Below are 22513 nucleotides of genomic sequence, written 5' to 3' on the forward strand. Positions count from 1 at the left end.
TCGATCACATACGGGTAGCCGCCGAGGTGAGAACGAATGCACGAGAACACGACTGGACGTCCCGAACGGGACCCGTTCGATGCCCTGGTCGACGTTCTCGCCGCGGCGAACCGGTACGATCTCGCGCTTGGACTCATCCCGATCGCGTTTACGGTTGCGCTGGTCGCCGCGGGCGCGTTGGGTATCCCGGCGGTGTACGCCCTCGCGGTCGCGGCAGTCGTCGGCGCTGGCGTCATCGCCGACGCCTGTTACCTGAACCCGCCGGTCGACCGGGGATCGACGGAGCACTGATCGACGACCGTTCGCAACCCGACGGAGCCGGAGGCGATCCGGTATCCGAACCGGTTTTTGTCGTCGCCGAGTTCCGTAGCGACGGCTCTCGAGCCCCGGAACCCTTTTACAACGCACAGCCGTACGCGTTTCCAACGATGGGACTCGGCTCCGATATGTACCGACAGCAGATCCTCGACCACTACAAGAACCCCCGTAACTACGGGGAGCTCGAGGATCCGACCTTCACCCACATCGGCGAGAACCCGATGTGTGGCGACGAGATTCGAATGGACGTCAGACTCGAGGACGACGACGAGACGATCGAGTTCGTCGCCTTCTCCGGGGACGGCTGTGCGATCAGTCAGGCCTCCGCGAGCATGCTCTCGGGGGAGCTCCAGGGAAAGTCCGTCGACGAACTACTGGAGATGGACCGCGACGACGTCATCGACATGCTCGGCGTCGACATCTCGCCGATGCGAGTCAAGTGTGCGGTGCTCGCCGAGAAGGTCGCCCAGGACGGCGCGGAGATCTACCGGGGCGAACTCGACAAGGAGAAGACCTCGACCGAGGAGTAGCTGAGCCCGATCCGTCTCCCCCTTTTTGCCGTCGCCGGAGCTGGAAATCGCTGTACCGTCGGTAGCGAGCGTCGAGAGCGACGCGTAACGCTCGAGCCGAGTACGGCTATCGCTGGACGAGCGAACGAGCGCGAAAACGAGACACGAGAACGGCGGTCGTCGAGGCGCGTTATTCGGGCTTCAGTCCGCCGTCCTCGACGCGCATGACGGCCTCGCCGTCGGCGAGGTTCGGTGCGTCGACCAGTCGGACGATCCGCTTGTTGCCCTTGGACTTGCGGAGGTAGATCCGGAACGTCGACTTGTGGCCGAGGATGTTCCCGCCGATCGGTTGGGTCGGGTCGCCGAAGAACGAGTCGGGGTTCGAGGCGACCTGATTGGTGACGATGATGGCGGTGTTGTAGAGGTTGCCGACCTTGTCGATGTCGTGGAGGTGCTTGTTGAGCTTCTGCTGGCGCTCGGCGAGCTCGCCACGGCCGACGTACTCGGCGCGGAAGTGAGCGGTCAGCGAGTCGACCGCGAGCAGTCGAACGGGGTACTCCGCTTCCTCGTGTTCGCCGGCGAGCTCCTTCGCCTTCTCCGCCAGCAGCATCTGGTGGTTGGAGTTGAACGCCTTCGCGACGTGGATCTTGTCGAGGATGTCGTTGACGAGCTCCTCCATCGTCGCCTCGTCGCCCGGCGTTCCTTCGATCTCGCGGTCCTCGAGGGTGGCCTCGATGACCTCGTCCGGAAGCCCCCGAACCATGTCGTCGATTCGTTCGGGTCGGAACGTGTCCTCGCTGTCGATGAACATCGCGCGGCCGTGGAGGCCGCCGACTTCCTTGGGGAGCTGAACGTTGACGGCCATCTGGTGGGTGACCTGCGATTTGCCGGAGCCGAACTCGCCGTACACCTCGGTGATCGACTGGGTCTCGATCCCGCCGCCGAGCAGGTCGTCGACCTCGTCGATGTGCCAGCTCATCTTGCCGATCTCGTTTCGCCGCTCGAGCACCGTGGAGCCGGTCTCGAAGCCGCCGACGTCGGCGGCGTCGCGGGCCGCGCGGACGATGTCCGCCGACGTCGACTCGCCGACGTCGGCCGTGTTCGAGAGTTCGGAGGGCGAGGCGACGGCCAGGCTCTGGAAGGAATCGAAGCCGGCCTCGTGGAGTTTGTCTGCGGTTGCCGGTCCGACACCAGGGAGGGACTCAAGGTCTGCGTCTGGCATTACTCACTCGTTGTGGCGGACGCCCCATAAAGCCTCGTTAACAGGAGAGTGAAAGTGAAAGTGCCGGAAGGCGCCGAGGTGATCGGAGACGAGGAACGAAGGTTTAGGAGTCAAGACGCGGCCGAGGCCGCGTAGACCGGAGGTCGTGTCGTCGTGGCTCGAGACGGATTACGGGGTCGGTTCGTCGGTCGCCCACTCGAGCGAGGAGAGTGCGTCGGCGGCGGCGACGTACAGCCGTCCGGGCGCGAGCGCGGGCGTCCTCGAGACGGGAGCGCCGAGGTCGACGTGCCAGCGCAGGTCGTAGTCGGTCGCGTCGACGCCGTAGAGCGAACCGGTCGAATCGCCGACGCAGACGACGTCGCCGGCGACGACGGGGCTCGCGTCGACCTCGCCGTCCAGCGCGATCCCCTTCTTCGAGAACAGCCATCCTCGGACCTTGCGCCGGCCGAAACGGGTGTCGGTGACGTGGAGGTAGCCGTCGTCGGCGCCGACGAAGGTGGTCCCCTCCTCGGGGAGCACCGTCGCCGACGACGTGAACGAACCGCGGATCTCGTAGCTGAACCAGGTCTGGCCGGTCTCGGTGTCGAGCGCGAGCAGCGTGCCGTCGTCGTCGGCGACGTAGACCCGGCCGTCGGCGATCGTGGGCGGCGCCGCGACGACTCCGTCGGTCGGCGCACTCCACTTCTCCTCGACCGCGTCGGTCCCGTCCTCGAGACAGCGAACCTGCTCGTCGGCGGTGCCGACGTACACTCGAGGGTGGTCTGTGGCGACCACCGGGGAGCCGGCGGCCGGGGCGTCGGTCTCGTGGGTCCAGGTGAGCTCGCCCGTTTCGGCCTCGATCGCCGACAGGCCCGCCGTGTGGCCGGCGTACAGTCGGCCGTCCGCGAACGCGAGGTCGGACTCGAGGGCGGCCGGAAGCTCGGTCCGCCACAGGTCGTCGCCGGTTCCCGGGTCGATCGCGTGGACGGTCCCGGTGTCGGTCGCGGCGTAGACGCCGTCGTACGTGGCGATCGGGGTCGCGTCGATCCCGTCGGTCGACTCGAACACCCACCTGCGCCGGCCCGTCTCGCGGTCGAGCGCGTACAGGTTCCCGCGCGTCGTCCCGACGTAGACGGTGTCGCGGTCGAGAACCGGCGATCCCGCCGTACCCGCGAGTTCGACCGTCCAGGCCGACTCGGGGCGGTCGGGTCCCTCGAGGTCGCGGCGAACGCCCGAGTGCTGCGGATCCCGTTTGAACTGATTCCAGTCGGTCACTGGTCGGGCGTACCGATGCCGACCGGATAACTGGTTCGACAGCGGTCGCTACGGAGGAGAAGCGAAAACGGAAGCGGAAGAGGGGTGGGGTAAGGGGATGCGACAGGACAGCCGGTGTATGGCGCAGCTGGGTTCGCGTCCTGTCGTACTCGGTTCTACGGGAGCGGACGCATTACCGCTGACCCCAAACTGATTTGGATTGCGTCGAGCGGGCCGGAGCCCCACCTACTCCCAGGGGTGGGTGCCACCCTCGCTCGGCCACAGCGGGTACCAGTACTCCTTGTCGCGCTCGATCTCGAGTTCGCCGTCCAGCGTCGCCTCGAGTTTGAATTCGGCGTTCGAATCCCGCTCCCGGCCGGGACGGGGTGCGAACGGGTAGTACCGCCCCCGGCGGAACGAGTAGATCCAGTAGGCCGGACCCGACTCGTTCCGGTAGGCGAAGACGGCCGCGAGCAGCCGCGAGCCGTAGCCGTGTTCGATGAACGTGTCCGCGGCGAAGTGGAGACTGGTGATCAGATCCTCCGGATCCGTGTCCTCGAGGACGACCCAGTGGTAGCCGTGGTCGTCTTCCGAGACCGAAAACTCGGTGCCGGTGTCCTCGCGGCCGGCCTCGAGGATCGCCTCGACCTCGTCGACGGCCTCGCGGAAGCTGCTCGAGTCGACGCCCGAAAAGCAGAGCGCGCCGACGTCCGCGGACTCGTAGCCCAGGTCGGCCTCCATCGTGAGGTAGGCGGTACTCATCCCGAAGAGGTCGTCGGGATCGGCGTCGCGTTTCGCGTCGGATTCGGCGCGCGTGCCGAGGATGGAGCGAAGCCCGTCCAGTAGTCCCATACCCGGAGTGAGGGGTGTGTCCTCTTAGAAGCCTTCCATCTCGCGCTCGAGGTCCCGAAGCTGTTCGACGCGTCGCTCGGTCGAGGGGTGGGTGCTGAACAGCTTTCCGACGATTCCCGACTTGATCGGGATGATGAAGAAGGCGTTCATCTCGGCCTCCTCGCGCAAGTCGCTGTCGGGGACCTTGTCGACCTCGCCGGAGATCTTCATCAACGCGGAGGCGAGCGCCGAGGGTCTGCCGGTGATCGCCGCGGCCCCGCGGTCGGCGGCGAACTCGCGGTACCGCGAGAGCGCGCGGATCAGCAGGTAGCTGATGATCCAGACGACAAGCGAGACGAGGATTGCGACCATGATCCCGCCCTGGTTGCGGTTCCGACCGCCGCCGAAGAACGCCCCCCAGCGGACGATCATGAAGGCGATCGTCGAGAGGAGGGAGGCGATCGTCATCACCATCATGTCGCGGTTCTTGACGTGGGCGAGTTCGTGGGCGATGACGCCGTCGAGCTCCTCCTGATTGAGCGTCCGCATCAGCCCTGTCGTTACCGCGACGGCGGCGTTCTTCTGGTTGCGGCCGGTCGCGAAGGCGTTCGGTACCTTCGAGTCGACGACCGCTACCTTCGGTTTCGGCAGATCGGCCTGCTGAGAGAGCCGTTCGACCGACGAGTGCAGTTGCGGGTACTCCTCGGCCGACACCGTCTTCGCACCCATGCTCCTGAGCGTGAGGGTGTCGCTGAAGTAGTACTGTCCGAGCGAGAACCCGCCGAAGATCATGCCGAAAACGAGGAGGTTCGCTCCTCCCGTGAGATACGCCGTGAGAACTCCGGCGAAAACGATGTACAGCGCGAACAGCAGAAACATCGTGACGAACATCCGCGCGCGAAGTCCCCAGTCCGGCTGCCAGTCCATACCCGGAACGAGGGACTCCGGCGAGATAAGTATGGTTAGTGGCAGACGAGGACATCCCACACGGGCCGCCGTCCCAACCCCCCTGTTTCGCGTGGAAACCCTTGGACTGGGACACCGTCGCTCGAGCGACGTCAGACGCGCGTCTGCCGGTCGTTCCTGGCAATCCGCTACGGTCCGGTTTCGGCGCGAGTGGAGGCTCGAGCGAGAGCGCCACGCGACAGCGATCGCCCCGGATCGACGGGAATCGTTTCGGTTTCGGAACGATCGGTCGGACCGTCGGAACGATACTACGAAGTCGATAGGGAAGAGTGATCAGTCCAAGAGTGTGATATGACGGGGTACGGCAGACGGCAGGTGCTGAAACGGACCGGGGTCGTCGCGATCGGTGGTACCCTCGCGGCGAACGCCGCGGTTGCCGACGACCGGGCGATCACCGACAGCGCGAGCGCCGGGTCGGCGGTCCAGTCCGACACGCAAGGCTGGACGTCCCGCCGCGGGAACCCGGGCAACACCGGGTACGCTCCCGAGGCGAGCGGGCCGGACGATCCGGCCGTCGTCGAGTGGAGACGCGACGCGACCGGTCCCGTCGCGGTCGTCGACGGCGTCGTCTATCAGACGGACGACGGCGCGGTCCACGCCTACGACGCCGACGACGGGGACCGAATCGAAGCGAGCTCCGACGTCGGCGCAGATGGCGCGCCGACGGTCGCCGACGGACGGATCTACGTCGGCGGCGACCGACTGGCGGCCCTCGACGCCGACCTCGAGGGGATCGAGTGGACGATCGGGTTCGAGGACGACGTCCCCGAACCGATCGTCGCCGAGGAGAGCGTGTTCGTCGTCGTCGACGGTATCCTCTACGCGATCGACGCCGCTGAGGGGACCGAGCGGTGGCGTTCCGACGGCGACGGCCGAAAGCTGCACGGACAGGCCGTCGCCGTCGCCGACGGCGCCGTCTTCGTGACCGACGGTCGAACCCTGTACGCACTGGAAGCCGACGACGGGAGCCGTCGGTGGGCGAACCACGACGGCGGATTCCGCAAGCAGGTCGTCGTCGCGACCGACGACACCGTCTCGGTGCAGGCCGGCGGTCTCGACGAGGTCGTCGTCTACGAGACCGGGAGCGGCGACCTCCGCTGGACCGGCGAGGGGTACGCCTCGGCGCTCGCGACCGGCGACCGCATCTACGCGCTGACCGAGACCGACATCGTCGGCTACGACCGCGAGAGCGGCGACGAACAGTGGCGTCCCGGACTCGAGGCGGCGACGTACGGCCCGCCGATCGCCGACGGCGAGAAGCTGTACGTCGGCATCGAGAGCTCGAACCAGGGTCCCGGGATCGTCGCCTTCGACCTCGAGGAAGGCACCGTCGAGTGGTCGATCGAAACCGACGCCCAGCCCGGGGATCTCGCGATCGCCGACAACACGCTCTACGCCGTCGCCGGCGAGTTGCTCGCGATCCGGGCCGAATCGGCGTTCGACGACGTCGACGCCAACGAGACCGACGGCGACAACGTCACCCAGCCGGAGAACGGAAACGACACGTTCGAGGCCGAGGATCCGGAGGACGTCGGGGAGGACGCCGACGACTCCGACAACGGGGATGACAACGAGACCGACGACGGCGACACCGAATCGGCCGACGAGGTCCTCGGAGACGATGACGGCGAAGACGAGGGGATACCCGGCTTTACCACGGGCGCTGGGCTGCTCGGTGGCGCCGTCGCGCTCGAGTGGCTCCGGCGGAACGCGGGCGTCGAGCCCGCGGAGACGGAGTGAGCGCGGTTGGTTCGGACTCGCGTCCGGGTGGCGCGCTCGAGTTCGGGCGTGCAAGCGACGAGCCGAGAGCGGGCCGTTTAACACCGCCACGGCCCAATCGGGGACAATGAGTGAGTCGCGTGCGTTCTGTCCCCGGTGTGGGGATCCGGTACCCGACCGATCGGCGAGCGACGCGGACGCGGCCGCGGATCCGCTCCGACCCGGGACGGAGGTCGAACTCTGTGACAGCTGTTACTTCGACGACTTCGACTTCATCGACGCGCCGGATCGAATCGACGTCCAGGTCTGTGCCCGCTGTGGCGCCGTCCACCGCGGCAACCGGTGGGTCGACGTCGGCGCACAGAACTACACCGACATCGCCATCGAGGAGGTAAGCGAGGCGCTGGCGGTCCACGTCGACGTCGAGGACGTCGCCTGGCAGGTCGAGCCCGAACAGGTCGGCGAGAATACGATCCGGATGCACGCCTACTTTACGGGCGTCGTTCGCGACACGCCCGTCGAGGAGCAGGTGATGGTACCGGTGAAGATCGCCCGTCAGACCTGTACCCGGTGCGGTCGGATCGCCGGCGACTACTACGCCAGTATCGTCCAGATCCGCGCGGAGGACCGAACGCCGACGAGCGAGGAGGTCGACCGCGCCAAGGAGATTGCGAATCAGGTCGTCGCCGACATGGAGGCGACGGGCGACCGCAACGCCTTCGTCACCGAGACGAGCGAAACCGACGACGGACTCGACATCAAGGTCTCGACCAACAAGATCGGGAAGAAGATCTCGAACAAGATGGTCGAGGAGTTCGGCGGAACCGTTAACGACGCCGAGACGCTCGTCACCGAGGACGAGGACGGCAACGAAGTGTATCGAGTAACGTTCGCCGTCCGGCTCCCGCCGTACACCCCCGGGGAAATCATCGACCTGGCGGACGACGACGGCGGCCCGGTAATCGTCCGCAGCGCCCGGGGCAACCTCAAGGGAACCCGCGTGACGACCGGCGAGCGCTACGAGGCGAGCTACGAGGAGGGGAACTCCCCGGAGGCCCGCAGGCTCGGCGACCTCGAGGACGCCGTCGAGACGACGGTCGTCACCGTCGAGGATGAGAACGCCGTCCAGGTGCTCGACCCCGAGACGTTCCAGGCAAAGACCGTCGCTCGGCCGGAGTACTTCGATCCCGACGCGCAGACGGTGCCCGTCCTGAAGAGCCGCGAGGGGGTCCACATCCTTCCCGATCCCGACTCCGACGCCGGCGACGAGGACGACGACGGCTACTACGACCCCTACGAGGACGATGCCTGAGGGGTCCGAACCCGATCCCGAACCGAACGCAACGACGGCGATGGACTCGCTCGAGCGCGCCGACGCCCCGCTGGCGGCCATAGTCGAGCGGACGCGAACGGAAACGGCCATCGAGTCGCTTCGCGCCGAGGGCGTCTACGACGACTCGCGGCGCGTCCAGGCGGTCAGCGACGTGGTTCGCGATCACGGCGGACGCGTCGACGGCACGCTCGAGGAGGATCTGGCTGTGAGTGAAATGACGTCCTCGGAGGACAGCGCCACTCATGAGAAGGACTCCGAACGGATCGCGCTCCCGATCACCGAGCCTCCGACGGAGACGCGCGTCCTCGAGGTCGTCCGCCAGCTCGAGCCCGAGCGCCGGAGTCGGGATCTCGAGGATCTGCTGGCCGGGCGGGGCTGGAGCGACGACGACCTCGAAAGGGCGCCCGGATCGTGGGCCGTCATCGGCTCCGTCGTGCTCGTGACGATTCCAGAGGACTGTCCGGACGAAACCGACGTCGCGGAGGCCTTGCTCGAGCTTCACGGCGAGACCGACAGCGTGCTGGCCGACGAGGGGATCGCCAACGAGGGGGCGGCGGGCACCTACCGCGAGCCCCAAACTCGACTGCTCGCGGGCGAGACGGACACCGAGACGGTACACACCGAACACGGTACTCGATACGGGCTCGACCCCGCGAAGGTGATGTTCTCGCCGGGCAACCAGGCCGAGCGGGCGCGGATGGGCGAAGTTGTCGAATCCGGCGAACGAGTGTTCGACATGTTCGCCGGCATCGGCTACTTTACGCTCCCGATGGCTCGGGCGGGCGCGACCGTCACCGCGACGGAACTGAACCCGACCGCCTTCCGCTACCTCCTCGAGAACGCCGTCCTCAACGACGTCGCAGCCCGGGTCGACGCCTACATGACCGACTGTCGGGACGTCGCGGGCGAGCTCGAGGTCGACAGGGTGGTGATGGGGTACTACGGGCGTGCCGACGACGCGGGAGGCGAGGGTAGGGCGGACGACGCCCGCAACGCCAGAACCGACGAGGCCCACACGTTTCTCCCCGACGCCCTCGAGGCCCTCACGCCCGGCGGGATCGTCCACTACCACGAGGCGGTCCCCGAGTCGCGGCTGTGGGACCGACCGCTCGAGCGACTCGAGGCGGCCGCCGCGGACGCGGGCAGAGCGCTCGAGGTGCTCGAAACGCGACGAGTCAAGAGCCACAGCGCGGGCGTCGCCCACGTCGTCGTCGACGCGCGGTTCGGCGACGAAGCGTGAGTCGACGCGACTCGAGGAGTGAGCCGGGCGTGACATTCTTACTGTCGGGCTGACTGCGCGTACGTATGGACCGAAACCAGATCATCGCGCTCCTGTTCGTCGTGCTCATGGTGACCTCGATGGTCGCCTGGGGCGCGACGGCAGCGTTCTGACGTCCACATACGACCGTCGGAGCGGATTCTTCCACCCCATCAGCGACCGAACCCCTCTCACGAGCGCCAGCGCTCGGGACTTTTGGTACTCAAACGCAACTGTACTCGAGAGTGACAGCCGCTACGTATAGATGAAGGAAGTAACGGCGCAGCAACCGATTGTTCCGATAGCTATCAAAAAAGTTGCCGAATATAGAAGACAGAAGATGAGTTCAGCACGACGGCTTCGTTCGTTTCACACCGTCCTCGGTATTCGGAGGCTGATGTCGGTCAGCACTCCTCGTCGTCGGTCACGGTTAGCGTCCCGGTTTCGGTTTCGCCGTTCGCAGTGACGGTCCAGTCGTGGTCGCCGGGGCCGAGATCCCGACTCATGACGCCGTAATGGGCGGTCTCAGTCTCGTCGGGTTCTAGATCGAGCGGGAGCGGTTCGTCGATGGGACCGATTTCGAACTGACCGTCGACCGAAACCGCTTCGTCGCCGTGGTTCGTCACCGTGATGCAGAAATCGGCGGCGTCCTCGCTCGGCTCTGCTGTTTCTTCGTACGGAATCGAGTCAGGTGCGGACACCGAGAGATCGAGATCGGCTTTGTCCGTGGGTTCGTCGTCGTCAGCTTCCTCTTCGTCTTCGGGCTCCTCGTCGGCCTCTTCCTCGTCCTCGTCGTCCTCGGGAGGTTCGTCTAGCTCCCCGATATGCGGAACCCATGCACGGACCTCAACCAAATCCGGATCAGCAGGACACTCCTCGATCCCTCTTAGACTCAGAGAGATGGATTCGCCAGGCTCGAGTTCTTCCGGCCTTTCATGGGTGTTGTTGTCATTCACGCGACCTTCGAAGTAAATCGTGATCGCCTCGTCATCGGTCACGTTTTCAGCTTCAAACTCGATGTAACAGTAGTTCGAACTATCTTCCTGCTCGTCGAGGTAGTACTCACCCGACGATAGCTCGAGTCGTTCTTCGACGTGTTCGTCGTCTCCGTAAGCGTTCTCTGCAATCTCATACACATACTCGACCTCGACGTCCTGCGGCTCTGCTTCCTCGTCTTCTTCGTCCTCAGGAGGTTCGTCTGATTCTCCGATGCTGGCCACCCATGTATGGACCGTTGCTTGATCCGGATCATCGGGACACTCATCCGCTACCCCCTGATTTATATCCATACTTATGGAGTCTGATTCACCGGGATCAAGTGAAGTTACACTTTCGTGCGTCGGGTTCCCATCTACGACAGCATGGCGGTAGAAGCTAATACTTTCATCATCGCTGAGGTTTTCAGCATCCGCTTCGACGGTGCAAGAGTCGAATTCACCCGACGACAGTTCTAGTCGCTCTTCGAGCTGTTCATCATCTCCTTGCTCAACTGTATACGTATATTCGAACTCAACGTCCCCGTCTTCGCCTTCGTCGTCTTCGGGAGGTTCGTGTGGGTCCCCGATGTACGGGGATCGCGCAGTGATCGTAACCTGATCCGGATCGGTGGGACAGTTATCGGGATTGAGTGACTCCAGCCTTTCACCACCGGATTCGCCCGGGTCGAGTAGTCTCTGAACGTCCCACGTACTATGGCCATCCACAGTAGCCCAAAAGTCAACCCTAATTTCATCGTCGCTCACGTTTTCCGCACTGAACGTAACGTAGCAGGTCTGCGGCTCATCCTCGTCCCCGACGTAATGGTACTCAACCGAGGACAGGTCGAGTCGTTCTTCGAGCTGTTCATCGTCTCCCTCCCCTTCGAGCCGATACTCGTACTCGACGTCAACATCCTGCGTCTCCGCTTCTTCGCCGTGTTCGTCCGCGGCCGTTGACAGCGACCCAAACAGTCCAGTTACTCCAAGAGCCGCCCCCGATGCGAGCAGTTTCCGCCGATTGAATCTCGTCACAGTTAGAAACTATCACATTTTAGTATAATTGCGGGGGCTTGCACAAGCCAACCGCATTTACATACTGACGTGCTATACTGCACGGCTGCTGTCCTGTGCCAATCGACTTCCGGAGGGGGCCACATCCCCGCTGTAGATTCAGCACGGCCCTCTCAACATCTCCAGTAGCTGATGGAAGAGACGGCGTTACGTGCGCACGCTCTACGTAACGCCTCGGCCACTCGTCTCTGCGAAGGGAATCCGATTGTTAACTATCCGTCCGTATCCCAGACGTCCGCGAGCGGACTCGAGCCCGACGAGCGCCGCGAGCGCGAGCCGGAGCTACCAGTGGTTCCCTTCGAGCGCCCGCTCGAGCTCCGCTTCGCCCCATCTCGCGAGCGACCGACCGAACTCGAGCCGTCGCCGACCGCCGCCTGCGGCTCGAACGCCGGCAGCTCCGGGCGCTCCATCCGCTCGACCTGAGCGGCGAACCAGTCGGGCGTATCCGAGCGGGCGCGGTCGAAGACGTCGAGGAGACTCGAGTCGGCGAGGTAGGTCGCGCCGTAGTCGTCGGGCGCGCGGACGACCCGGCCGCAGGCCTGGATGACCGTCCGCAGGGCGGTTCGGTAGTACCACGCCCACTGGCCCTCCTCGAGGCGGTGGGCGACCCTCGAGTCGCCCGTGTTGAGAAACGGGGCCTTGCAAAGCACCTGCCAGCGACAGAGCTCGCCCTTGAGATCCAGCGCCTCCTCCATCTTCACCGAGAGGAAGACGTCGGGGTCGTCGCTGGCCTTCCATTCATCTAAGGCGGCGTCGCGGCTGTCACGGTCGTGGACGCGGATCCGATCGCCGACGCCGAAGTCGCGGAGCAGGTCGGCCAGCCGCTCCTGGATGTCGTAGGAGTGGGCGTGAACCAGCCCCTTCTCGTCGGGGTGTTCCTGCATAACCCGGACGATCGTGCGGGCGAGTTTCGGCGTCGTCTCCGAGCGGTGCTCGTAGGTCATCTTCCCCTGCGTGACGTCGTACAGCGGGCGGTGCTCGACGGGGAACGTGTGCTCGACGTCGACCAGGGCGACGTCGGCGGGGTCGAGTCCAACCTGCCGACAGAAGGCGTCCTTGTTCAGGATCGTCGCCGACAGTAGCGCGAACTTGTTCCCGCGGTCCCAGACCGTGTGCCGGAGGTAGCGCTCGGGATCCATCGGCTTGATCGTCAGCGGGCCGCCGAGCTTCTCGCCCTCCTCCTCGGAATCCCCACCGTCTCCTTCGCTTCCGCCGGAGCGCGGATCGGACTGGTCGACTAACCACGTCGTCGCGCTCTGTGGATCCCGGTAGTCCGAGACGAACCAGTCGAGCTCGCCGATCAGTTCCTGGAGGCGGTCGCGCTGGCGGACCTCGCGGGGCGTGAGCGACTCCTGGGACAGTAGCTCGTCCTTCCGGCGGGTACAGATCTGGGCGACGTTCTCGGCGTACCGGACCGCCCGATCCAGACCGTCGACCTCCGGAACACGGAGCTCGTCCCAGAACGGCACCGTCCGCGGCCCGAGCTGGATCGTCGCGTACATTTCGGCCCACTCCGCCAGCCCGTGGGCCTCGTCGATCACGACGACGTCTCGCGTGCGAAAGACCTCGCTGCCCGCCGTCTGCATGAAGTACGCCAGCGTCATCGCCGCGATTTTCCGGTTCGAGGCGATCGCCCGGTCGGAGAAGTACGGACAGCGGTGTTTGACCGAGCAGTCGTACCCCCGCTCGCGGACGCAGGGGGCCTGGTTGACGGGCGTATCACGCTCGTCGGGGAGGATGCAGGTGTAGTTCGACTTCCCGCGGATCACGTTCAGGTCGGCCAACAGATCGTCGGCCGCGACGTCGTCGAGCTGGGAGACCTGCGGGGTCGTGTAGTAGGCGCCCGCGGCCTCGCTGGGCTCGGCCTCGTCGACGGTCCGCGCGCAGCCGGCGACGGCCCGCGCGAGCAGAGACTTCCCGCTGCCCGTCGGCGCGCGCACCAACACGACGTCGTTGCCGGCCGCGAACGCGTCGCGAACGTCGCGGAGGGCTTGCTCCTGGGCCCCGCGGTAGCTCGGCGCGGGGAAGCCGTCGAAGATCCGCTCGGGGTTCACCGTTCGATCCACGGGGCGGTCGCGTCCTAAAGGCTGCGAACCGTTACGCCACGTGCGACTACCGTCGTCCGTTTCGCTCCTCGCAACTCGAGAAAGCCCCGCCTATCGGGACGTAAGCGGTCGATACGGTCGGGGTAGCGAGTCGATTACGAATACGGACCCCGTCCTCGAGTTCGAGTGCGGAAGGGTCGCTCAGCGGTAGAGCACCGCGGTGCCGTCAGGCCCGCGGCGGCCATCGTGCCTCGTGGCGTTCAAATCCCACCCCTTCCGCTCGCGGCGCCGGCTCGAACTCGATCGCGACCGTGCTTTCGGTGGTGTGTCACACGCTCGCTCTCTCGTCCCTCCTTCCGGCGCCGCCTCAAACCGACTCGAGTCGCGACGTCTCCTCGTCGACCTGCTCCAGCCGAGCGACGTCCGCGTCGGTCGGGTCGTCCGGCAGCGCCGCGATACAGGGATAACACAGCAGGTGGTCCGAGCCGTTTTCGAACTCGAGGGTCATCGCCGAACCCTGGCTGCCGTCGTCCTCGCCGAACGTCCAGAGGTTGGCGATACCGCCGGCGACCGTCACCGTTCGGCCGCAGCCGTCGCAGGTGTCCCGCGCCATACGCGAGTATCCGTCTCGAGCCGTGAAAGTCGTTCCCCCACGGCACAGCCGTTATGGCCACACCCGCAGTACCGACGGCCATGGAGGTGAACTGCCAGGGATGTGCCGGCTGCTGTCTCGACTGGCGGCCGCTGCTCGAGGCCGACGAGGAACCGAAGGGACGCCACCACGCCCGATCGGCGCCAGATGACGGCGATGCCGAACGCGAGCAGGCGTTCTCCGAGCGCGTGCCGCTGGGCGGCAGTTACAACTTCGTCGCGCTGACCCGCGACGAGATCCGGAGCTTCCTCGAGCGAGGTTCGGCCGCGGTGCTGACCCCGCGGTTCTGGACGGTGGAGGACGAACGCGAGGGCGTCGAGGTCGGCGACCGCCGCGTGGCTGCCGTCGCCGGCCGTCCGGTCTTCTTCGTCGGCCTGCGAAAACCGCCGAAGCCCGTCGCGCCGTTCGGTCGCGAGGAGGCGACGTGGCTGCCGACCTGCGTCTTCCTCGACCCGACGACGCTGCAGTGTCGGATCCACGGGAGCGACCGCTTCCCCGACGAGTGCGGTACCTATCCCGAGCAGACCATCGCGCTGGACGCCGAAACCGAGTGCGAGCGCGTCGAGGCCCGGTTCGGCGGGGAACGTCTGCTCGAGCGCGACCACGACGACCCCGACGGGCTACTGTTCGGTCCGCAGGCGCTGGGTGCGAAGCTGTTCTGTCACCCTCGCCCCGACGAACTCGAGGGCATGTTCGACCGGCTCGAGCGGGGCGAGCCGTCGTCGGCCGATCGAGCCGAGTGCATCGCCGTCGCCGCGGCCTCGAGTCCCGGCACCGTCGCCGTCTCGGAGCCACACTACGAGCGGGCGCTCGAGCGTCTCGAGGGTGACGAACCGGACGCGGGCGACGCGTGGATCAGGCCCGCGATCGACGACTGGTGCCGACGTCGGGATCGAACTCGGGCCAACGAGGCGGTTCCGGATCCCGAACTCGCGGCGGTAATCGAGGATCGACGCGGTGCCCCCGAGACCCCGGGCTGGGAGTGACTCGAGGATAGAGCCGCTGCAACGCGACTCGTTAAGGACCGATCCTCCGTACCCACCGTATGAACGTACTCGTAACGGGTGCGACCGGCTTCGTCGGCAGTCGCCTCGTCGCCGCGCTGCGTGCGATGACGGATCACGACGTGACGGTGCTCGTTCGGGACGCCGACGACTACGAGCCGCCCGACGACGGGATTACCGTCGCGGAGGGCGACGTCCTCGAGGAAGGAAGCTTCGAGGACGCGCTCGAGGGGATCGACGTCGCCTACTACCTGATCCACACGATGGGGGGCGGCGACGAGGACCTGATCGCACAGGATCGACGCGCCGCGCGGAACTTCGAGCGGGCGGCGACCGACGCCGACGTCGGGCGGATCGTCTACCTCAGCGGACTCGGCAACGAGGACGAGCAGCTGTCGGAGCACCTGGCCTCGCGACGGCTTGCCGAGTCCGAGCTGCAGGCCGGCAGCGCCGAGGTGACGGTACTCCGGGCGGCGATCATCATCGGCGGCGAGAGCGCGAGCTTTCAGATCGTCCGCCAGCTCGCGAAGCGACTCCCGGTAATGGTGACCCCGCGGTGGGTCCGCGTCGACTGCCAGCCGATCGCCATCGACGACGTGATCGCGTACCTGCTCGCGGTCCTCGAACGCTCCGAGACAGCGGGCGAAACCTACGAGATCGGCGGACCGGACGTGCTCACCTACGGCGAAATGCTCCGGACGACCGCGAGGATCATGCGGGGGTGGGAGCCGGTTATCGTCCCGGTTCCGGTGCTGACGCCGACGCTGTCGGCGTACTGGGTTGACCTCGTCACCGACGTCGACTCGCAGGTCGCCCACCGGCTGATCGAGGGGATGGTCAACCCGGTAGTCGTCGAGGACGACCGCCTGCGGGAGCTCGTCGGCGTCGATCCGACGCCGTTCGAGGACGCCGTCCGCAGCGCGCTCGCCGAGGAGGTAACCCTCGACGGGGACACCCTCGAGAGCGGGCTGCCCGACCAGGGGCACCCGCTCGAGGAATGACCCGCACCCCGGAGTACGGCGAGACGTGGGTCTACGAGAGCATCGTCGGTGCGTTGCCGGGGTTCGAACTCTCCGATCGGCTCGCCATCGGGATCCAGTTCGCGGTCTTCGAGGCGGCGCTGCTCGTGGTCGCGGCCGCCTACGGGCTGTGGGGGGCAGTCGTTCCAGGGACCGTCGCCGTCCTCGTCGCGGCGGTCGGTAGCTGGCTCATGCTCCGGTACAGCCGCTCGGTTCGGGCACTTCGCTCGCCCGAGGGGTACCGACGCGTGCTGTTCGGCTCGAACATCGAGGTCGTCCTCGGGGTGATGGCGTTCGTCCTCCTGGTCACATACCTGTTCGTCACCGATCCCCGGACCAGCGACGTGCCGTTGCTGACGGAGATCCTCGGTCCCGAGCCGCCGGCGCTGGCGGTCGCTCTGCTCCTGTTGATCCTCTGGGACGTCGTCTACCGGATCGGCACCTGCTGGTGGGCGACCGTCGCCGGGCTCTGGCGGTCGATCGTCTACGAGTTCGAGCCGGAAACGACCCGGGAGTACGCTCGAACTGACGGACTCAACGTGGCGTTTGCGGGCGTTCAGCTACTGTTCGTGCCGTTCGTGCTGGGCCATCCGATCCTGGTCGGCGCGCTCGTCGGCCACGTGATCGCCGTCGTCGCGGTGGCGGCGCTGTCGGTACTGCTGCAGCGACGATCCCAGAAAGAGTCCGGCGGGACGACCCCCTAATCCGACTTCATCTCCTCGAACTGGCTCAGCAGCTCCTCGGCCGACTCGCCGGCGTCGTACTCGACCTTGCCGTGGTAGATCGTCCGCTCGTCGTCGAAATCCGCATCCACCCGCGAGGCCTGGGCCTCGCGCCGCTCGTGTTCGTCTTCGTCATAGGCACCCATTGACATGGTAAGTATACACATTGTAGGGAGCTGATGCTTATCAATGTAACGGTGACCCACACCCCCGTCGTTCCGTCAGCGAACAGTATATACCCACCCGGACACAATCTATCGGCGTGGCACGGCCGCTTCGCTTTCGTTACTCGCCCGCCAACTGGAGCGAGCAACGAGTCCGACAGGAGATACTGGGACCGCTCCGCTCGAGCATCGGCGCTCGAGCCGCGACCCCTCGATTCGATATCGGCGCAGACTGGGAGACACACCGCTTCGAGATGCAAAACGGCGACCTCGCGCTCTTCGCTCGCAACGGTGAGGAAGCCTACTGGATGGGCAACACCGAGACCCCCTCCTCGCTGTGGAAGACCGACAAGTTCGGCTGGGAGGAGGTTCCCTACCACGTCGCCCGCTGGAATCAGCGGGAGCTGCTCGCGACGCTGCACGAAACCGATCCCTGGCTCGCCGACTACCCCTACCTCTCGTGGTTCTTCCTTCCGGTCTTCATGTCCAAGGACGGCCGGGACTCCACGCGGGCCTTCTTCCGCGAGCACGCCGCGGGCTTTCCCGACGCCGGCCGCCGCGAGGCGACCCGCTACTTCGAGGACTTCCTCGAGACCGGCGTGCTCGACGACTACCGGTCGATCATGGCCGGCAAGCTCGGCACTAGTAACCACGTCGACCGCGTCCGGATGAGCGCCGCGATGGGCGAGTTCATCGCCGCGAAGATCCTCACCGACGCGGGCTACGAGGTCACCCCCGAGATTGAGGTGACGACCGGCCACTCGCTGGATTACCGGGCCGAGGACGAGGAGACGAACCGCCTCGTCGAGGTGACCCGACCACAGCCGCCGGCCAACCGGGCCGCCGCCGGCCCCGTCGCCGCCGTACGCGACACCGCCGAGACGAAGACGGACGGCCAGCTCGCCGAACACGGCGGCGGCGCCGTCCTGTTCGTCGACTGCTCGAGCTTCCGGGACGACGCCTGGGCGGCGGTTCGGGGCGAACAGCCCGACCTGCGACACCGCCCCGCGGTCGTCTACCGCGCCCGCCCCAACGGTCACGTCGAGGGCTACCGGAAGGGGTCGGTTCCCCTCGAGTTCGGCGACTCGATCGAGTTTTTCGATCCCTCGTGAAGCAGATCGTTGATCGTGGAGCTGTAGCTGAAGGTCGAAGAGGATAAGAGACCGCGCCAGCGGTGCCCGATCCGTTCTCGAGCCGCCGCTTCGTGTCGGAGCAGCTGCAGCGGACCTGGTGCAGCAGGAGTCGCTGGCCGTCTACGCCGACGGATTTCGGTCGTATGAACTACGAGATGATGGCGACAAGTTCGACCGACAATACGTCGTCCACAGCGACGGTGAAGGCGCTGCTGAAGACGTCATCTCGATATCTGCGAGAGCCACGATCCGCTGGTGTGACCGTGGCTCTCGCCCCATCGAGGTGTCTCAAAAGACAAACTCGCACTCTGTTTTAGACTGTTAACTGATCTGCCCCGGTTAGCCGACATCATTAACTCAGCTCGTCCGGTGGCTTTCCGTATGGAGAAAGTGACCATCGATAACGTGCGAAACGAGGTCAACCCGATGCAAGTTCACGACGTGCGCCGACCGGTCTCGGACGCGCTCGGAACCGACCACTTCGCGATGAACTACTTCGAACTTGCGCCGGGCGATTCCTTCTCCGGGGGGCTTCACACGCATCACGACCAGGAAGAAGTCTTCTACATCGAGGAGGGAACGACGGTGTTCGAGGTCGGCAAGGAGCGCGAACAGGTAACCGTCGAGGAAGGGGAAGTCATCAGATTCGAACCCGGAGAGTTCCAGATGGGCTACGCGAAAAAGGAGAACGGAAACGAGGTTATCGGCTGGGCGATGGGCGCACCCGGCTCGACCCACGACTGGGAGGAGCTCGAATCGGTGGTGTCATGCCGGGAGTGTGAGGAGGACGTTCCACACGCGACGAGGATTAATTCGGAGGGCCGATTCGAGTTCACCTGCACCGAGTGTGGCAACGAGTTTGCGATGTGAGCAGAGGTGTTCCGCGACGCGGTCGAGGCCGAAGTGTACTGTCGTAGAAGGTGAAAGTATTTGCAGTGCGAACCACTGGAGCCAGCCCCCCATCCGTCGATCTTCGTTATCACTCGGCACCTATGAGGTAGGATTTCCGTGAACTACTACAGTTGGGCTGGCAACGGAGACTTTCCACGCCCTCCCCGGCCGAGTCGTACGCTCACGGGTCGCCGACCGCTCACGTACTCGTCCCTTCCACGGTTCGACCGATCGCTTCTCACCGTCGTTCGAACTGACCGACAGCGCGCTCCATCGCACCGTGGATCGGCCAGTCCGTAGTGAAGCGTGGTGCAACGAAATCGGATCAATCGGTCACGGCTCGGCCAGCTCCGGGAACAGCGCCTCCGCGATCACGATCGTCAGGTAGGCCTCGACGAACGCCGCCAGGGCGAGCAACAGCCAGCCGAATACGACGAGAAGGGTGGTCCGATAGACGTAGGTCTTCGTGAACAACGAGTCGCGCGAGCCGACGAGCCGCTGGCCGGCCCGATGGAGGAACCGGAAGCCGACGCCCGCGGCGATGAACAGCGCCGGCAGCTCGAAGATCCCGTGGGGGCGAGCAGGGCAACGATCGGACCGAACCCGACCTCGAGCCCGGTGACGACCGCGATGTTGCCGACGATGATCCCGTTAAAGACCATGATGACCGTCGTCACCAGCCCGAGCGTGAGCGCGCCGAAGATCGCCGCCAGGAACGGCGGCGTGTTCTGGACGAGGAAAAAGGTCGCCGAGAGCTCGATCCCGCCGCCCCCGGCGGGGTCGCCGTCGGCGAGTTCCTCGTCCCCGAACTCCTCGCTCAGAAGCTCGAGGAACAGCTCCGTGAGGTCGATCCCCGCGGCGACGAGCGCGGCACCGAGGACGACGCCGCCGCCGAACAGCGCCGTCGCGAACCAGACGTAGAGGCGGTGTTCGGCCCATCCCGCCGCGAGCGACGCGGCCACGCCGGTGCCCTCGGTCAGCGCGACCGCGCCGAGCGCGGCGAACGCGATCGCGAGCATGGCAGCACCGGCCGCAGCCGTGGTGAGGTCGTGGACCGCGGCCGTCGCCCCTGCCGTCACGAGCGAGACCAGCGCCAGCGCGAACGCGAGGGTCGCCCAGCCGCGGTTCGGATCCGATCCCGATCCCGGCTCCGTCCCGCTTCGGTCGGGATCCGGCGGTTGACTCGAGGGGACCTCTCGACCCTCGGAATCACGCGGTTCGCGTCGCTCGCTCGCCGACTCGTCGGCCCGCGCCGACCGATCCGCCTCGGTCTGCTCGAGCGATCCCTCGTCGGCCCGTCGGTCGTTCATACCACCTCTTGGGTCAAACGGCGGATAAATCCGCCGGCAGGATTATCGCTCGAGCAGTCGCCGGCACTGGCGCCGTAGCTGTCGGCGACCGCGAGCGTCGCGGGCGATCCGTCCGTAGTTCGCCGCCGACTGGGCGAGCCAGAGCAGTTTGTACCCCCGGAGTCGGCGAGCGGTTCCGGGCTCGAGTCGCCCCTCCCGCGCGTACCCGGACCGAAACGTTGTCCGGAGCCGAGCGCGCTCTCGAGGCTCGAGTTCTCGCGCGTGGACGTCGACGAACCGGGCCTCGGCGCGGGCCAGCGCGTACTCGGCGCGGGTGACGTGGGCGTTTCCCCAGTCGAGGACGGCCGTGATCGACCCGGAGGCGTCGATCAGCAGGTTCGAGAGCTGGTAATCGCCGTGGGTAAGCACCGGGCGGGGGTTCGGATCGTCGACTGACGGAACCGGGAACGCCTCGAGCACGGCTCCGGAATCCACCGCGTGCCAGCCGTCGGGCTCGCACAGCCGAAGCGTCGACCCCTCGCGAGCGAGGCCGCCGACGCGGGTGAACTCGAGCGAGTCCGTCGCGTGGAGCCGACCGAGCAGCTCGCCGGCCTCCCGAACGAGCCGTCCGCGGACGTCGGGCTCGAGACCCGAATACTCGGGCCCGGGATTTCGGCCCGACAGGTGCTCGTAGAGAGCCCACTGGTCGGATCCGCCGTCGGACGGGTCGGCGAGCGAGCCCGAGGCGAGCACCTCGGGAACCGGGAGCTCGGTCGTCGCGCCGACGAGGTCGGCGACCAGGGGCTCGATCACGTCACCAGTCCAGACGCTGGCGCCGCCGCGCTTGCAGACCACCGTCTCCGGGTCGTCCGCCAGCTCGAGGACGACCGTGTCGGCGACCGAACCCGGATCGGGGCGGCGACTCGAGTGCAGTTCGGTCTCGAGTGCGGCCTCGACAATCCGTGCGACCGTCTCGGAGTCCATCCGTTCGCGGGCTACGTTCGGCGGGTTCGTAGCCCTTCCGTCCCGCCCGGCCGTCGGCGACTTCGGCGCCGAGAACGAAAGCGGGTTTACCCACGGTGCTGTGGCAACGAGTATGATCGTCAGCGGATCCAGCTCCCAGGCCGTCGCCGCGGCCCTCGCCCGCGAACTCGAGGAACCGCTCGCCGCCGTCGAGTACGACCGCTTTCCCGACGGCGAACTGCTCGCGGCCGCCCCCGACGTCGCCGACCGCGACGTCGATCGAGCGGTCGTCGTCGCCTCGACGACCTCGAGCGACGCCCACCTCGAGGTGCTCCAGCTTCAGGACGCCGTTCGGGAGGCCGGCGTAGACGAAGTGGTGACGGTGTTACCGTACATGGGCTACGGCCGCCAGGACAAGGCCTTCGAGGCGGGCCACCCCATCTCGGCGCGAGCCGTCGCACGGGCCGTCTCGACCGGAACGGATCGCGTGCTCACCGTCAACCCCCACGAGGAGTCGATCTGCGACTTTTTCGAGCCTTCGGCGACCGCCGTCGACGCCGCCGACCGGCTGGCCGACCCCCTCCCGGCCGACCTCGAGGATCCCGTCTTCCTCTCGCCCGACGCGGGTGCAGTGGAACTCGCCGAAACGGTTCGGGACGCCTACGGAATGGGTGCAACGGACTACTTCGAGAAGACCCGCCTCTCGGGGACCGAAGTCGAGATCTCGCCCAGCGACGTCGCCGTCGCCGACCGGGACGTGGTCGTCACCGACGACATCATCGCGACGGGATCGACGATGAGCGAGGCCGTCGACGTCCTCGGCGAGCGGGGGGTCGGCCGCGTGTTCGTCACCTGCGTCCACCCGCTGCTCGCCCGGGACGCGGTCACGAAGCTCTCGAGGGCCGGCGTCGAGGCGATCTACGGCACCGACACGATCGAGCGCCAGTACAGCGCGGTGTCGGTCGCGCCGTCGGTCGCCGACGAACTGTAACGGTAGAGCGGAGCACGGTTTCGGTATTCGGCCTCTCGAGTAGAAATTGCGTTCCATATAGGATATTAATGTGTCACAAGAGCCAATCTGTGAGGATTAATACTCTGTAAAATGAATAGATACAGCAAACAGGTTGTTTCAGCTATATTGTGATGATTTGTGGGCAGACGATACGGCAGATAGTGCGTAAGCCGCAGCACCGA

General features: G+C 66.1%; 20 protein-coding genes, 1 tRNA gene and 2 pseudogenes. 13 read left to right on the forward strand and 10 right to left on the reverse strand.

Annotated elements, in window-relative coordinates; genetic code table 11:
* The first annotated feature begins 36 nt into the window (after window positions 1-36).
* Entirely contained in the window at window positions 37-291 is a 255-nt protein-coding gene (locus ACFEMD_RS09115) for a hypothetical protein (RefSeq protein ID WP_394740706.1), read from the forward strand.
* 137 nt (window positions 292-428) lie between these two features.
* Window positions 429-848, forward strand: a complete 420-nt coding sequence (sufU, locus tag ACFEMD_RS09120; RefSeq protein ID WP_394740707.1) for a Fe-S cluster assembly sulfur transfer protein SufU — start codon at window positions 429-431, stop codon at window positions 846-848.
* Between the two features lie 169 nt (window positions 849-1017).
* On the opposite strand, the gene radA is transcribed toward sufU, so the two are convergent.
* The 4 genes from radA to htpX all read right to left on the reverse strand — a co-directional run bounded on the left by radA (window position 1018) and on the right by htpX (window position 5040).
* Window positions 1018-2049, reverse strand: coding sequence for a DNA repair and recombination protein RadA (gene radA / locus ACFEMD_RS09125; protein ID WP_394740708.1), 1032 nt, complete (start codon window positions 2047-2049; stop codon window positions 1018-1020).
* A 168-nt stretch (window positions 2050-2217) separates the two neighbouring features.
* Window positions 2218-3303 (reverse strand): outer membrane protein assembly factor BamB family protein, encoded by a 1086-nt coding sequence (locus tag ACFEMD_RS09130; protein WP_394740709.1) that lies wholly within the window; start codon window positions 3301-3303, stop codon window positions 2218-2220.
* A gap of 225 nt (window positions 3304-3528) precedes the next feature.
* Entirely contained in the window at window positions 3529-4134 is a 606-nt protein-coding gene (gene pspAB / locus ACFEMD_RS09135; protein ID WP_278303268.1) for a PspA-associated protein PspAB, read from the reverse strand.
* Between the two features lie 24 nt (window positions 4135-4158).
* Window positions 4159-5040: a zinc metalloprotease HtpX gene (htpX, locus tag ACFEMD_RS09140; protein WP_394740710.1), complete on the reverse strand. Its 882-nt coding sequence runs from the start codon at window positions 5038-5040 to the stop codon at window positions 4159-4161.
* Between the two features lie 330 nt (window positions 5041-5370).
* On the opposite strand from htpX, the gene ACFEMD_RS09145 reads away from it, so the two are divergent.
* From ACFEMD_RS09145 to ACFEMD_RS09155, 3 genes are all read left to right on the forward strand, one after another.
* On the forward strand, window positions 5371-6819 hold the full coding sequence (locus ACFEMD_RS09145; protein ID WP_394740711.1) for a PQQ-binding-like beta-propeller repeat protein: 1449 nt from the start codon (window positions 5371-5373) through the stop codon (window positions 6817-6819).
* 106 nt (window positions 6820-6925) lie between these two features.
* On the forward strand, window positions 6926-8110 hold the full coding sequence (locus tag ACFEMD_RS09150; protein ID WP_394740712.1) for a 60S ribosomal export protein NMD3: 1185 nt from the start codon (window positions 6926-6928) through the stop codon (window positions 8108-8110).
* Window positions 8103-9371 (forward strand): class I SAM-dependent methyltransferase, encoded by a 1269-nt coding sequence (locus ACFEMD_RS09155; RefSeq protein ID WP_394740713.1) that lies wholly within the window; start codon window positions 8103-8105, stop codon window positions 9369-9371. Before ACFEMD_RS09150 ends, ACFEMD_RS09155 begins: the two co-directional genes overlap by 8 nt.
* Before the next feature lie 422 nt (window positions 9372-9793).
* Here ACFEMD_RS09155 and ACFEMD_RS09160 read toward each other — a convergent pair whose 3' ends face one another.
* Together ACFEMD_RS09160 and ACFEMD_RS09165 are read right to left on the reverse strand one after the other, a co-directional pair.
* On the reverse strand, window positions 9794-11398 hold the full coding sequence (locus tag ACFEMD_RS09160) for a hypothetical protein (protein WP_394740714.1): 1605 nt from the start codon (window positions 11396-11398) through the stop codon (window positions 9794-9796).
* A 251-nt stretch (window positions 11399-11649) separates the two neighbouring features.
* Window positions 11650-13491, reverse strand: a complete 1842-nt coding sequence (locus ACFEMD_RS09165) for a helicase C-terminal domain-containing protein (protein ID WP_394741049.1) — start codon at window positions 13489-13491, stop codon at window positions 11650-11652.
* A 181-nt stretch (window positions 13492-13672) separates the two neighbouring features.
* Between ACFEMD_RS09165 and ACFEMD_RS09170 the strand changes: the two genes are divergently transcribed.
* A tRNA-Gly gene (locus tag ACFEMD_RS09170) sits at window positions 13673-13761 on the forward strand.
* A gap of 88 nt (window positions 13762-13849) precedes the next feature.
* Here ACFEMD_RS09170 and ACFEMD_RS09175 read toward each other — a convergent pair.
* Complete coding sequence (locus tag ACFEMD_RS09175; protein WP_394740715.1) at window positions 13850-14095, reverse strand: DUF7561 family protein; 246 nt, start codon at window positions 14093-14095, stop codon at window positions 13850-13852.
* 80 nt (window positions 14096-14175) lie between these two features.
* On the opposite strand from ACFEMD_RS09175, the gene ACFEMD_RS09180 reads away from it, so the two are divergent.
* The 3 genes from ACFEMD_RS09180 to ACFEMD_RS09190 are packed head-to-tail and all read left to right on the forward strand — an operon-like array spanning window position 14176 to window position 16861.
* Window positions 14176-15120 (forward strand): YkgJ family cysteine cluster protein, encoded by a 945-nt coding sequence (locus ACFEMD_RS09180; RefSeq protein ID WP_394740716.1) that lies wholly within the window; start codon window positions 14176-14178, stop codon window positions 15118-15120.
* Window positions 15121-15179: 59 nt separating this feature from the next.
* Complete coding sequence (locus ACFEMD_RS09185; RefSeq protein WP_394740717.1) at window positions 15180-16139, forward strand: NAD(P)H-binding protein; 960 nt, start codon at window positions 15180-15182, stop codon at window positions 16137-16139.
* Complete coding sequence (locus ACFEMD_RS09190) at window positions 16136-16861, forward strand: DUF7530 family protein (protein ID WP_394740718.1); 726 nt, start codon at window positions 16136-16138, stop codon at window positions 16859-16861. The genes ACFEMD_RS09185 and ACFEMD_RS09190 overlap by 4 nt, the downstream gene beginning before the upstream one ends.
* On the opposite strand, the gene ACFEMD_RS09195 is transcribed toward ACFEMD_RS09190, so the two are convergent.
* Window positions 16858-17031, reverse strand: a complete 174-nt coding sequence (locus tag ACFEMD_RS09195; RefSeq protein WP_278290408.1) for a DUF5786 family protein — start codon at window positions 17029-17031, stop codon at window positions 16858-16860. The two genes, ACFEMD_RS09190 and ACFEMD_RS09195, sit on opposite strands and share 4 nt — an antisense overlap.
* A 110-nt stretch (window positions 17032-17141) precedes the next feature.
* On the opposite strand from ACFEMD_RS09195, the gene ACFEMD_RS09200 reads away from it, so the two are divergent.
* The 3 genes and pseudogenes from ACFEMD_RS09200 to ACFEMD_RS09210 all read left to right on the forward strand — a co-directional run bounded on the left by ACFEMD_RS09200 (window position 17142) and on the right by ACFEMD_RS09210 (window position 19046).
* Complete coding sequence (locus ACFEMD_RS09200; RefSeq protein WP_394740719.1) at window positions 17142-18155, forward strand: DUF5784 family protein; 1014 nt, start codon at window positions 17142-17144, stop codon at window positions 18153-18155.
* Window positions 18156-18276: 121 nt separating this feature from the next.
* Window positions 18277-18500: pseudogene (locus tag ACFEMD_RS09205) on the forward strand (IS1595 family transposase); the annotation flags it as partial.
* A 57-nt stretch (window positions 18501-18557) separates the two neighbouring features.
* The gene (locus ACFEMD_RS09210; RefSeq protein WP_394740720.1) at window positions 18558-19046 is read left to right on the forward strand and encodes a cupin domain-containing protein; all 489 of its coding nucleotides are present in this window, start codon (window positions 18558-18560) and stop codon (window positions 19044-19046) included.
* Window positions 19047-19400: 354 nt separating this feature from the next.
* Here the strand turns inward: ACFEMD_RS09210 and ACFEMD_RS09215 are convergent.
* Together ACFEMD_RS09215 and ACFEMD_RS09220 are read right to left on the reverse strand one after the other, a co-directional pair.
* Window positions 19401-20377: pseudogene (locus ACFEMD_RS09215) on the reverse strand (stage II sporulation protein M).
* Between the two features lie 42 nt (window positions 20378-20419).
* Window positions 20420-21340 carry a phosphotransferase family protein gene (locus tag ACFEMD_RS09220; RefSeq protein WP_394740721.1) on the reverse strand — a complete coding sequence of 307 codons (921 nt, stop codon included), beginning with the start codon at window positions 21338-21340 and terminating at the stop codon, window positions 20420-20422.
* 112 nt (window positions 21341-21452) lie between these two features.
* Between ACFEMD_RS09220 and ACFEMD_RS09225 the strand changes: the two genes are divergently transcribed.
* Window positions 21453-22310: a ribose-phosphate diphosphokinase gene (locus ACFEMD_RS09225; protein ID WP_394740722.1), complete on the forward strand. Its 858-nt coding sequence runs from the start codon at window positions 21453-21455 to the stop codon at window positions 22308-22310.
* Window positions 22311-22513: the final 203 nt, after the last annotated feature.

The sequence above is a fragment of the Natronococcus roseus genome (genome assembly GCF_043677095.1).
Lineage (GTDB): Archaea > Halobacteriota > Halobacteria > Halobacteriales > Natrialbaceae > Natronococcus > Natronococcus roseus.